Source organism: Streptomyces sp. NPDC026522, from assembly GCF_055567555.1.
On the sequence record NZ_JBVHQF010000002.1, the window covers coordinates 725,220 to 737,307 of the forward strand.

Sequence of the window (12,088 nt, forward strand, 5' to 3'; positions counted from 1 at the left end):
AACTCGTGGGGACCCCAGGGGGTACCCCCCCCGGCAAGACACCCACCCCCCCCCTTCCCCTTCGGGGGGGGGCGCGCCCCCCGCGGTCGTATACGGGCCACCGGCCCGCGGTGCGCCCCCCGTACACCGAGGACGGCCCCGCCCGGAGGGGGTGGGGACGGCCTCGGTCTCTGTGCGGGCAGAGGGGGAGCGGGGCGGATCAGGCGGTGGCGCCGCCGAGGTGGTGGACGCGGACCATGTTGGTCGTGCCCGGGACGCCGGGGGGAGAACCGGCCGTGATGACCATGGTGTCGCCGGGGTTGTAGCGGCCGAGCTTGAGCAGCTCGCCGTCGACCAGGTCGACCATCGCGTCCGTGGTGTCCACGTGCGGGACGATGTAGGACTCGACGCCCCAGCTCAGCGTGAGCTGGTTGCGGGTGTTCCGGTCCGTGGTGAAGGCCAGGATCGGCTGCTGCACGCGGTAGCGGGAGAGCCGCCGGGCCGTGTCACCGGACTGCGTGAAGGCGATCAGCGCCTTGCCGCCGAGGAAGTCGGCGATCTCGCAGGCCGCGCGGGCGACGGAGCCGCCCTGGGTGCGGGGCTTCTTGCCCGGGACCAGCGGCTGGAGGCCCTTGGAGAGCAGCTCCTCCTCGGCCGCCGTGACGATCTTCGACATCGTCTTGACGGTCTCGATCGGGTAGGCGCCCACCGAGGACTCCGCCGACAGCATGACCGCGTCCGCGCCGTCCAGGATCGCGTTGGCGACGTCGGACGCCTCCGCGCGGGTGGGGCGGGAGTTCGTGATCATCGACTCCATCATCTGGGTCGCGACGATCACCGGCTTGGCGTTGCGGCGGCACATCTCGATGAGCCGCTTCTGCACCATCGGGACCTTTTCGAGCGGGTACTCGACGGCCAGGTCGCCACGGGCCACCATGACCGCGTCGAAGGCGTCCACCACGGCTGCCATGTTCTCCACGGCCTGCGGCTTCTCCACCTTGGCGATGACGGGGACCCGCCGGCCGACCTCGTCCATCACCTTGTGGACGTCCTTGACGTCGTTGGCGTCGCGCACGAAGGACAGGGCGACCATGTCGCAGCCCATCCGCAGGGCGAAGCGCAGGTCGTCGATGTCCTTCTCCGACAGGGCCGGCACGTTCACGGCCGCGCCGGGCAGGTTGATGCCCTTGTGGTCGGAGATGACACCGCCCTCGATGACGATGGTCTTGACGCGCACGGCGTCGACCTCGGTCACCCGGAGCTCGACGTTGCCATCGTTGATCAGGATCGGGTCGCCCTTGGCCACGTCGCCCGGCAGGCCCTTGTAGGTCGTGCCGCAGATGGACTTGTCACCGGGGACGTCCTCGACGGTGATGGTGAACTCGTCACCGCGCACCAGCTCGACGGGACCCTCGGCGAAGGTCTCCAGCCGGATCTTCGGGCCCTGGAGGTCGGCGAGGACGCCGACCGCGCGCCCGGTGTCCTCGGAGACCTTCCGGACGCGGTCGTACCGCTCCTGGTGTTCTGCCTGGGATCCGTGGCTGAAGTTGAATCGGGCCACGTTCATGCCTGCCTCGATGAGCGCTTTCAGCTGCTCATACGAGTCGACGGCGGGGCCCAGCGTGCAGACGATTTTGGAACGGCGCATGGAGCGGATCCTATCGGTTTGTTTCGTAGCGGAATATTCCGTCTGGTGGAAAGTCCAAAGTGACTACCGGGTAACCAGCGCGTAGGCCTGAGTGGCGATCTCCAGTTCCTCGTCCGTCGGTACCACGGCCACGGCCACCCGGGCGTCCTGCGCCGAGACCAGCCGCGGCCGCGACGAGCGCACCGCGTTGGCCTGCGGGTCGAGCGCCAGGCCCAGTCCGGCCAGCCCCTCCACCGCAGCTTCCCGGACCTGGTGGGCGTTCTCGCCGACCCCGGCCGTGAACGTCACCGCGTCCACCCGCCCGAGCACCGCCGAGTACGCACCGATGTACTTCTTCAGCCGGTGGACGTACGCGGCGAACGCCGTCGCCGCCGCCTCGTCCCCCTCGCCCGCGCGCCGCAGCACCTCGCGCATGTCGTTGTCCCCGCACATGCCCAGCAGACCGCTCTTCTTGTTCAGGAGCGAATCGATCTCATCCACCGAGAGGCCGCCTACCCGCGCCAGGTGGAAGATCACGGCCGGATCGAGGTCGCCCGACCGGGTTCCCATGACCAGCCCCTCCAGCGGGGTCAGACCCATCGACGTCTCCACGCAGACCCCGCCGCGGACGGCGGAGGCCGAAGCGCCGTTGCCCAGGTGCAGCACGATCACGTTGACGTCCGCCACCGGCTTGCCCAGCAGCTCGGCCGTCGCCCGCGAGACATAGGCGTGGGACGTGCCGTGGAACCCGTACCGCCGGATGTCGTACTTCCGCGCCGTCTCGGCGTCTATCGCGTACCGGGCCGCGTACTCCGGGATCGTCGAGTGGAAGGCCGTGTCGAAGACGGCGACCTGCGGGAGATCGGCGCGCATGGAGCGGGCCACCTCGATGCCGGTCACGTTGGCCGGGTTGTGCAGCGGGGCCAGCGGGATCAGGCTGCGGATCTCCGCCAGCACCTCGTCGTCGATCACCGTCGGCCGGGTGAACCGGACTCCGCCGTGCACCACCCGGTGTCCCACGGCGGCCAGTTCGGGGGAGTCCAGGCCCAGCCCGTCGGCGGCCAGCTCCGCCGCGACCGCCTTCAGCGCGGCCTCGTGGTCGGCGATCGGGCCGGCCTGCTCCCGCTTGCCGCCCGCGGCGCCGGGTCCGGTCAGCGGCTCGTGCACGAGCCGGGACGTCCGCTCGCCGATGCGCTCGACCAGGCCGACGGCGAGCCGGGAGGAGTCCGCCATGTCGAGCAGCTGGTACTTGAGCGAGGAGGAGCCGGAGTTGAGGACGAGGATGCGTGATGCGGTCACAGGTGTGGATGCCTTCTTCACTGGGGGCGGAGGGGGAGGTACGGGTCAGCCGGCCGACGGCTGCGGCCGGGCGGGCGACTGGGCCTGGATCGCGGTGATCGCCACCGTCGTGACGATGTCCTGGACCAGGGCGCCGCGCGACAGGTCGTTGACCGGCTTGCGCAGCCCCTGGAGCACCGGACCGACCGCGACGGCGCCCGCCGAGCGCTGGACGGCCTTGTACGTGTTGTTGCCGGTGTTGAGGTCCGGGAAGATCAGCACGCTCGCCCGCCCGGCCACCTCCGACCCGGGCAGTTTCGTCGCGGCGACGGAGGGCTCGACGGCGGCGTCGTACTGGATCGGCCCCTCGACCAGCAGGTCGGGCCGCTGCGCGCGGACGAGCTCGGTGGCCTTGCGGACCTTCTCCACGTCCGCGCCGGTGCCGGACGTGCCGGTCGAGTACGAGAGCATCGCGATCCGCGGCTCGACGCCGAAGGCGGCGGCGGTGGCAGCGGACTGGACGGCGATGTCGGCGAGCTGCTCGGCGCCAGGGTCCGGGTTGACCGCGCAGTCCCCGTAGACCAGGACCTGGTCGGCCAGGCACATGAAGAAGACGGAGGAGACGATGGACCCCTCCGTCTTGGTCTTGATGATCTCGAAGGCGGGGCGGATGGTCGCGGCGGTGGAGTGCACGGCGCCGGAGACCATGCCGTCGGCCAGGCCTTCCTGGACCATCAGGGTGCCGAAGTAGTTGACGTCGGTGACCACGTCGTTGGCCAGCTCGACGGTCATGCCCTTGTGGGCCCGGGCCGCGGCGTAGTACTCGGCGAACCGTTCCCGCAGCGGGGAGGTCGCCGGGTCGATCAGCTGGGCGCCCGAGATGTCGATGCCCAGGTCGGCGGCCTTCTTGAGGATCACCGGCTGCTCGCCGAGCAGGGTCAGGTCGCAGACCCCGCGCCGCAGCACCACGTCCGCGGCGCGCAGCACCCGCTCCTCGGTGCCCTCGGGCAGCACCACCCGGCGGCGCTCGGCGCGGGCGCGCTCCAGCAGCTCGTTCTCGAACATCATCGGCGTGACGCGCTCGGAGCGGGCCACCGACAGCAGGTCCCGCAGCTCGGCGGTGTCCACGTGCCGCTCGAACAGGCCCAGCGCGGTCTCCAGCTTGCGCGGAGTGGCGGAGTTCAAACGGCTCTGGAGCGAGAAGAGTTCCGTGGCGGTGGGGAAGCTGTTACCTGCCACCGACACCACGGGCGTGCCGGGCGCCAGCTTCGAGGCCAGCGTCAGGATGTCCCGGCCGGGGCGCTCGTTCAGCGTCAGCAGGATCCCGGCGATCGGCGGGGTACCGGAGGTGTGCGCGGCCAGCGCGCCGATGACCAGGTCGGAGCGGTCCCCGGGGGTGACGACCAGGCAGCCGGGGGTCAGCGCGCCCAGGAAGTTCGGCAGCATCGCGCCGCCGAAGACGAAGTCGAGGGCGTCCCGGGCCAGCCCGGCGTCGTCCCCCAGCAGCACCTCGCCGCCGAGCGCCCGGGTGATCTCGGCGACGGTCGGGGCGGAGAGGGACTTGTCGTCCGGCAGTACGTAGCAGGGCACCGGGAGGCGGGCGGCCAGCCACTCGGCTATGACGTCCCGGTCCTCGGCGGCGACCCGGTTGACCGCCATGGCCACCACGTGGCAGCCGAGGCCCTCGTACGCCCGGTAGGCGTTGCGGGCCTCGGCCCGGACGGCCTCGGCGGAGTGCTTCGTACCGCCCACCACGGGCACGACCACGGCCCCCAGCTCGTTGGCGATCCGGGCGTTCAGCGCGAGCTCGTCCGGCAGGTTCGTGTCGGCGTAGTCGGTGCCGAGCACCAGCATGACCTCGTAGTCGCGGGCCACCCGGTGGTAGCGGTCGACCAGCCGCGAGACCAGCTCGTCGGTGCCCTTCTCGGCGAGGACGGCCGACGCCTCCTGGTACTCCATGCCGTACGCGGACGCCGCGTCCTGGTCTATCCGGTAGCGGGCCTTCAAGAGGTCGAAGAGCCGGTCGGGACTGTCGTGCAGCAGCGGACGGTAGACCCCCACCCGGCCCGTCTGCCGGGCCAGCAGCTCCATGATCCCCAGCTCGACGACCTGCCGGCCGTCCCCCCGCTCGATACCGGTCACGTACACGCTGCGCGTCACGCGTGCTCTCCGTCCATGTTTCGCCCCCGGAGCGGCTCAGGCGCCACCCGGCGGATCTCCGAGTCGGTTGTCCCAGTTAGTGTGGGCTTGACCTCTTGACAATACCTCTGCGTATAGGTACGACGCCCGCCGGGAAAAGGCCCGGTCGGGAGGGCCGCAAGGCCCTGCGGGGCCCGGGCGCGGAGAGCGCCGCACCCCGGCCCCGTGGAAGAATCGGACAAGGCTTCAGTAATACGCCCTTCACATGTACGGCCGCCCGCCCGCACGCGTACGGCCAGGTGCGACCAGGAGCAGGAGACACAGCACGATGCGTATCGGAGTTCTCACCGCAGGCGGCGACTGCCCCGGACTGAACGCCGTCATCCGGTCGGTCGTACACCGTGCGCTGGTCGGACACGGAGACGAAGTCATCGGCTTCGAGGACGGCTTCAAGGGCCTGCTCGACGGCCACTACCGCCCCCTGGACATCAACGCGGTCAGCGGCATCCTGGCCCGCGGCGGGACCATCCTCGGCTCGGCGCGCATGGAGCGCGCCCGGCTGCACGAAGCCGCCGAGCACGCGCAGGAATTGTCGACGCGGTACGGCCTCGACGCGCTGATCCCGATCGGCGGCGAGGGCACGCTGACCGCCGCCCGGATGCTGGCGGACGCCGGGATGCCGGTCGTCGGGGTACCGAAGACCATCGACAACGACATCTCCTCCACCGACCGCACCTTCGGGTTCGACACCGCCGTGATGGTCGCCACCGAGGCCATCGACCGCCTCAAGACCACCGCCGAGTCCCACCAGCGGGTCATGGTCGTCGAGGTCATGGGCCGGCACGCCGGCTGGATCGCCCTGGAGTCCGGCATGGCCGGCGGCGCCCACGGGATCTGCCTGCCGGAGCGCCCGTTCGAGGTGGACGCCCTGGTGAAGATGGTGGAGGAACGCTTCTCCCGGGGCAAGAAGTTCGCGGTCGTCTGCGTGGCCGAGGGCGCGCACCCGGCCGAGGGCTCCATGCCGTACGAGAAGGGCGCGATCGACGCGTACGGGCACGAGCGCTTCGCCGGCATCGGCAACCGCCTGGCCGTCGAGCTGGAGCACCGGCTGGGCAAGGAGGCCCGCCCGGTCATCCTCGGCCACGTCCAGCGCGGCGGCACGCCGACGGCGTACGACCGCGTCCTCGCGACCCGGTTCGGCTGGCACGCCGTCGAGGCGGTGCACCGCGGAGACTTCGGCAACATGACCGCCTTGCGCGGCACCGACATCGTCATGGCCCCCCTGGCCTCGGCCGTCACGGAGCTCAAGCGGGTCCCGGACCACCGGATGTACGAGGCCGAGTCGGTCTTCTGACCGGACCCGGGCGGCGCGGTGCCCTACATCGCGCCGCCGGCCACCGCCCAGAAGCGGTCCACGATCTGCGCGAGGTACTCCCGGCCGGCGTCGCCCGTCGCCGCCGCGCCTCCACCGCCGCCCCAGCTCAAGGTGGCCACCATCCGCGACTGGTACTCGCCGTGCAGCTTCTCCAGCGCCCGGTCCAGGTTCGCCCGGGGCACCGGCAGCAGCTTGCCGAGCGGCTTGCCGTACGCCTGCCAGCGCGTGGTGACCGCGCTGCGCAGCAGCTCGGCCAGCTCCTGCTCCTTGCCGGTCGCCGTCACGAACTGGGCCAGGGTCAGCCCGAGCGTCGAGGCGAGGGCGGCCGACTGCCGTTCGTTGCCCTTCCAGCGGCCGGAGTCCTCCATCTTCTGGTACGCGTTCGTGTCCAGCCCGATGCGCCGGGCCAGTTCGTCGGGGCCCAGGCCGCGGGCGATCCGGTGCTCCCGCAAGGTAACGGGCTCGGCGAGCAGTTCACCGGGAGCGCACCACAGGACGCCGGCCAGCGCCGTGAGTTCGGCGGAGGTCGGCGAAATCTCGCCGCGCTCCCACGCCATCACGGTTTCGGGGGCGACCGTCAGGCCGTACTGGGCACGCAGGCCGTAGGCGACGTGACCGGGGGCCATGCCCAGGGCCGCGCGGAGACGACGCGCGGCGGGGGCATTGAAAGGGGGGCTGGAATGCACAGGGCACACGGTAGGAGTCACCAAGGGGTGGCGACTACAGACCATTCAAACAAGCCCATAACTCGTAGGAATCTCCTACGGAGTTTGGCGCTTTGGGCGGGTTTCCCGGCGACTGTCCGGTAATCGGATGGAGCGAAGATCCAATTTCAGCGTACGGATTTGGCCACTCCATTTCAGCGGTATCGGAACAACCGTCGGGTGATCCCCGTCACAGGCCCTGAACCGGCCATCCGCCACCTGCGTGTCCCATACCGGGGGCCCTCGCATACGGGGGTGGCGAGGGCCCCGACCCCCTGCCGCCGCACACCCCCGGAACTCCCTTTGCCTTGACGTCGGCGTCAAGGCTTACGGTCTCGGCATGCGAATCGGTGAACTGGCGGAGCGCGCCGGAACCAGCACGCGGACCCTGCGCTACTACGAGGCGCGCGGCCTGCTCCCGGCGCGGCGCGGCAGCAACGGCTACCGCACCTACGACGAGGACGACCTGCGCCTGCTGCGCCAGATCCGGGTGCTCCAGGACTTCGGTTTCGAGCTGGAGGAGACCCGGCCCTTCGTCGACTGCCTGCGCGCCGGCCACCCCGCCGGGGACTCCTGCCCCGCGTCCCTCGCCGTCTACCGGCGCAAGCTCGCCGAGCTGGACGAGCTGATCGGCCGGCTGGCCGACGTGCGCGAGCAGGTCGCGCGGCAGCTGGCCGGAGCGGAGGCGGCGGCAGGGGGAGCCGGCCGGCCCGCATGCGAGATGAACCCGTGAGCCGTGTCCGTACGAAAGGGAGACCGAAGAGATGATCCACGCCAAGGGCGTCGCCGAAGTGACCGACCTGGACTTCGATGCCGAGGTGCTCGGCGAGCGCGGCCGGCCCGTGCTCGTCGAGTTCACCGCCGACTGGTGCGGGCCGTGCCGTCAGCTCGCGCCCGTCCTCTCCGCCGTCGCCGCCGAGGAGGCGGACCGGCTCAAGGTCGTGCAGATCGACGCGGACAGCAACCCCGCCGTCGTCGCCCGGTACGGGGTGCTGTCCATGCCGACCATGCTCGTCTTCCGCGACGGCGAACCCGTCCAGCAGCTGGTGGGCGCCCGCGCCAAGCGCAAGCTCCGCCAGGAACTGGAACCCCAGCTCGCGAGCCGGACCGTCACCGCCTGAGCCGGACCGCTACCGCCTGAGCCGGACCGTCACGGCCGCAGCCAGATCGTCGCCATCGGCGGCAGCGTGAGGCGCAGGCTCACCGGGCGCCCCTGGGCCGGCACCGGCTCGGGGCGCATCGGCTGGAGGTGGCGCACCCCGCTGCCGCCGTACGCCTCGGAGTCGGTGTTGAGCACCTCGTGCCACTGCGCCACCTGCTCCGGCACCCCGATCCGGTAGCCGTGCCGCACCACCGGGCAGAAGTTCGACACTGCCAGCAGCGGCGAGCCGTCCTCGGCGTACCGCAGGAACGCGAAGACGTTGTCGTCCGTCGCGTCCGCCTCCACCCAGGAGAACCCTTCCGGCACGGAGTCCCGCTCCCACAGCGCGGGCGTCGCCGTGTAGGTGTGGTTCAGGTCGCGCACGAGGTCGCGCACTCCCCGGTGGTCACCGGCCGCCGAGTACCCGGGGTCGACCAGCCACCAGTCCGGCCCGTGCTCCTCCGACCACTCCGCACCCTGGGCGAACTCCTGTCCCATGAACAGCAGTTGCTTGCCCGGGTGGGCCCACATGAAGCCCAGGTAGGCCCGGTGCGAGGCCCGCTGCTGCCACCAGTCGCCGGGCATCTTCGACACCAGCGACCGCTTGCCGTGCACCACCTCGTCGTGCGAGATCGGCAGCACGTAGTTCTCGCTGTACGCGTAGATCATCCCGAAGGTCATGTCGTGGTGGTGGTACTTGCGGTGCACCGGCTCCTTCGACATGTAGCGCAGCGTGTCGTGCATCCAGCCCATGTTCCACTTGAGGCCGAACCCCAGCCCGCCCGCGTCCGTGGGCCGGGTCACCCCCTCCCAGGCCGTGGACTCCTCGGCGATCGTCACCACCCCGGGGCAGCGCCGGTACACGGTCGCGTTCATCTCCTGGAGCAGCTTCACCGCGTCCCAGTTCTCCCGGCCGCCGTGCTCGTTCGGCAGCCACTGCCCCTCCTCGCGGGAGTAGTCGAGGTAGAGCATGGAAGCCACCGCGTCCACCCGCAGCCCGTCGATGTGGAACTCCTGGCACCAGTACACGGCGTTGGCGACGAGGAAGTTGCGCACTTCCTTGCGGCCGTAGTCGAACTCCAGCGTCCCCCAGTCCGGGTGGGCGGCCCGCCGCGGGTCGTGGTGCTCGTACAGCGGCCGGCCGTCGAACTCCGCCAGCGCCCACTCGTCGCGCGGGAAGTGCGCCGGGACCCAGTCGACGATCACGCCGACCCCGGCCCGGTGCAGCGAGTCCACCAGGAACCGGAAGTCGTCCGGGGTGCCCATCCGAGAGGTCGGCGCGTAGTAGCCGGTGACCTGGTAGCCCCAGGAGCCGCCGAACGGGTGCTCGGCGACGGGCATCAGCTCCACGTGCGTGAAACCGAGCTCCCGCACGTACGCCGGGAGCTGCTCGGCGAGCTCGCGGTAGGAGAGCCCCGGCCGCCACGACCCCAGGTGCACCTCGTAGACCGACATCGGCGCGCGGTGCGCCGGCCGGGCGCCGCGCGCGGCCATCCACTCGGCGTCCCGCCACGCGTAGTGCGAGTCGGTGACGACGGAGGCGGTCGCCGGCGGGACCTCGGCGCGCCGCGCCATGGGGTCGGCGCGCACCGTGTGGCCGCCGTCGGGGCGGGTGATGTCGTACTTGTACAGGGTGCCCTCGCCGATCCCCGGCAGGAACAGCTCCCACACCCCGGTCGAACCGAGCGAGCGCATCGGGTACGCGCCCGCGTCCCAGTACGAGAAGTCGCCGGTCACCCGCACGCCCTGGGCGTTCGGCGCCCACACCGTGAAGCGGGTGCCGCGGACGCCCTGGTGTTCCATGACGCGGGAGCCGAGGGCCGTCCACAGTTCCTCGTGCCGGCCCTCGCCGATCAGGTGCAGGTCGAGCTCGCCCAGGGCCGGCAGGAACCGGTAGGGGTCGTGGACCTCGGTCTCGTCGCCGTCGTAGCGGACCAGCAGGCGGTAGTCCGGCACCTCGGCCAGCGGCAGCAGTCCGGAGAACAGCCCGTCGCCGTCGTCGTGCAACTCGGCGCGCAGCCCCTCGGCGACCACGGTGACGGACTTCGCGTACGGGCGCAGCGCGCGGAAGGTGACCCCGCCCAGCTCGGGCCGGGACCCCAGCACGGCGTGCGGGTCGTGGTGGCGGCCCTCCAGCAGCCGGGCCCGCTCCCCGGCGTCGAGGGCCGGGGCCGGGGCGATGCCTTGGGGCGCGGCGGCCCGCCGGGCCCGTGGCGTACGAGCCTTCGTCGCGGGCTCGGGGGCGGTGGCCGCTTTGTCGCGGACGGTCGGTGACGGCTGTCGTGCGGCGCTCACGCGAGCGGCCTCCTCGGGGGCTTCGGACGGGGCTGGGGGTGGGCGGCGGTGCCCGGGGCGGGCGGCAGCCGGTGGGCCGGCCGCTGGGGCTCCGAGAGCCGCCGGATCGCCGCCATCGGGACGTGCAGCCAGTCGGGACGGTGCCGGGACTCGTAGCGGGCCTCGTACACCGCCTTGTCGGTCTCGTACGCGCGCAGCAGGACGGGGTCCTCGCGCGGGTCGCGGCCGGTGGTGCGGGCGTAGCCCTCGCAGAACGCCGCCCGGCACTCGTCGGCCCACGCGGGGGCGAACGGCCGGTGCGAGCGGGCGGCGTAGTCGAAGGAGCGCAGTATCCCGGCGATGTCGCGCACCGCCGGTTCGGGACGGCGGCGGTCGGCCAGCGGCCGGGCCGGTTCGCCCTCGAAGTCGATCAGCGCCCAGCTGCCGTCGGGGGCCCGCAGGGTCTGCCCCAGGTGCAGGTCCCCGTGGATCCGCTGGGCGGCGACCCCGGCGCCCCGGGAGGCGGCCAGCGCGTCGAACGCCCCGCGCAGCCCGGCCTCGTACGGCAGCAGGGCGGGCACCTCCCGGGCGGTGGCGGCCAGCCGGGCCGTCATCCCGGCGGCGAGCCGGGCGGTCTGCTCCGGGTCCAGCGCCAGGGTGGGCAGGGCGTCGGCGAGCGCGCTGTGCACCTCGGCGGTGGCCCGGCCCAGCGCGTGCGCCTCGGCGGTGAAGTCGGCCCCGGCGCCGAGCCGGCGCAGCGCGAGCTGCCATCCGTCGTCGGAGCCGCGCAGGTACGGCTGGAGCACGCCCAGGGTCAGCGGTTCGGAGCCGGGCAGTTCGGCCTCGTACCAGGCGACGGGCGCGGGCACCCGCGCACAGCCGACGGCGGCCAGCGCCCGGGGCAGCTCCAGATCCGGGTTGACCCCCGGCCCGACCCGGCGGAACACCTTGAGGATGTGTGAATCCCCGTAGATGAGCGAGGAGTTGGTCTGCTCGCCGGAGAGCGGCCGGGGCGTGGGCGCCGCCGGGATCAGCGCGTGCGGATCCCGCTCGAAGCGCAGCGGGCCGAGCGAGCCGGGGGAGCGCAATCGTTCCAGCAGCAGCGCCGCGAGCCGCGGATCGCCGAGGCCCTCGTACACGGCGTGGCCGGCGTACGGGCCCTGCTCGGCGTACCCGATCAGCGCGGGCGCGAGTGCCGGAGGGAGGTTGGGGCGTACCCCGAGGAGCAGTTGGTAGCAGTCCGAACTGCCTTCGGCATCCACCCCGATGAGCAGGTGGAGCAGCCCGGGGGAGGCCCCGGGCGGCAGCAGTTCGACGGCAGAGACCAGCCGGAGCCGGGTGATGGGGCGTCCCTTGCCGGCGAACCAGCGTTGTCTCGGCAGCCAGGCCCGCAGCATGGGCTCCAGCGGTCCGAGCGGGACTCCGGCCAGGCTTCCCTGGCGGCTCCGGGCGGATGCAGCCTCCGACATGGCGTCGCGTCCTTTCCCCGGGCCGTCACAGAATGCGCAGAGTGTCCCGGATGGCGATGGTTGCTGTCCGGCGGTGAGCGAGTGTCGGGTCAGGATGATCCG

9 protein-coding genes are annotated in these 12,088 nt (G+C 72.0%); 3 read left to right on the top strand and 6 right to left on the bottom strand.

Features of this window, described 5'->3' with window-relative positions; all coding sequences use genetic code 11:
- Positions 1-199: 199 nt before the first annotated feature.
- The 3 genes from pyk to pta form a co-directional block, all read right to left on the bottom strand.
- The gene (gene pyk / locus ACZ4M3_RS07945; RefSeq protein WP_467730721.1) at positions 200-1,627 is read right to left on the bottom strand and encodes a pyruvate kinase; all 1,428 of its coding nucleotides are present in this window, start codon (positions 1,625-1,627) and stop codon (positions 200-202) included.
- A gap of 63 nt (positions 1,628-1,690) precedes the next feature.
- The gene (locus ACZ4M3_RS07950; RefSeq protein ID WP_467730722.1) at positions 1,691-2,905 is read right to left on the bottom strand and encodes an acetate kinase; all 1,215 of its coding nucleotides are present in this window, start codon (positions 2,903-2,905) and stop codon (positions 1,691-1,693) included.
- A 45-nt stretch (positions 2,906-2,950) separates the two neighbouring features.
- Positions 2,951-5,044: a phosphate acetyltransferase gene (gene pta / locus ACZ4M3_RS07955; RefSeq protein ID WP_467730723.1), complete on the bottom strand. Its 2,094-nt coding sequence runs from the start codon at positions 5,042-5,044 to the stop codon at positions 2,951-2,953.
- A 307-nt stretch (positions 5,045-5,351) separates the two neighbouring features.
- Between pta and ACZ4M3_RS07960 the strand changes: the two genes are divergently transcribed.
- Complete coding sequence (locus ACZ4M3_RS07960; protein WP_136214478.1) at positions 5,352-6,377, top strand: ATP-dependent 6-phosphofructokinase; 1,026 nt, start codon at positions 5,352-5,354, stop codon at positions 6,375-6,377.
- Positions 6,378-6,400: 23 nt separating this feature from the next.
- Here ACZ4M3_RS07960 and ACZ4M3_RS07965 read toward each other — a convergent pair whose 3' ends face one another.
- Positions 6,401-7,129: an XRE family transcriptional regulator gene (locus tag ACZ4M3_RS07965; RefSeq protein ID WP_467730724.1), complete on the bottom strand. Its 729-nt coding sequence runs from the start codon at positions 7,127-7,129 to the stop codon at positions 6,401-6,403.
- Positions 7,130-7,442: 313 nt separating this feature from the next.
- Here ACZ4M3_RS07965 and ACZ4M3_RS07970 point away from each other — a divergent pair, with 313 nt between their 5' ends.
- Both ACZ4M3_RS07970 and ACZ4M3_RS07975 read left to right on the top strand, forming a co-directional pair.
- Positions 7,443-7,835 carry a MerR family transcriptional regulator gene (locus ACZ4M3_RS07970; protein ID WP_467730725.1) on the top strand — a complete coding sequence of 131 codons (393 nt, stop codon included), beginning with the start codon at positions 7,443-7,445 and terminating at the stop codon, positions 7,833-7,835.
- Positions 7,836-7,866: 31 nt separating this feature from the next.
- Positions 7,867-8,223 carry a thioredoxin family protein gene (locus ACZ4M3_RS07975; protein ID WP_467730726.1) on the top strand — a complete coding sequence of 119 codons (357 nt, stop codon included), beginning with the start codon at positions 7,867-7,869 and terminating at the stop codon, positions 8,221-8,223.
- A gap of 29 nt (positions 8,224-8,252) precedes the next feature.
- Here ACZ4M3_RS07975 and glgB read toward each other — a convergent pair whose 3' ends face one another.
- Together glgB and ACZ4M3_RS07985 are read right to left on the bottom strand one after the other, a co-directional pair.
- On the bottom strand, positions 8,253-10,538 hold the full coding sequence (gene glgB / locus ACZ4M3_RS07980; RefSeq protein ID WP_467730727.1) for a 1,4-alpha-glucan branching enzyme: 2,286 nt from the start codon (positions 10,536-10,538) through the stop codon (positions 8,253-8,255).
- Positions 10,535-11,986, bottom strand: a complete 1,452-nt coding sequence (locus ACZ4M3_RS07985; RefSeq protein ID WP_467730728.1) for a maltokinase N-terminal cap-like domain-containing protein — start codon at positions 11,984-11,986, stop codon at positions 10,535-10,537. Before ACZ4M3_RS07985 ends, glgB begins: the two co-directional genes overlap by 4 nt.
- Positions 11,987-12,088: the final 102 nt, after the last annotated feature.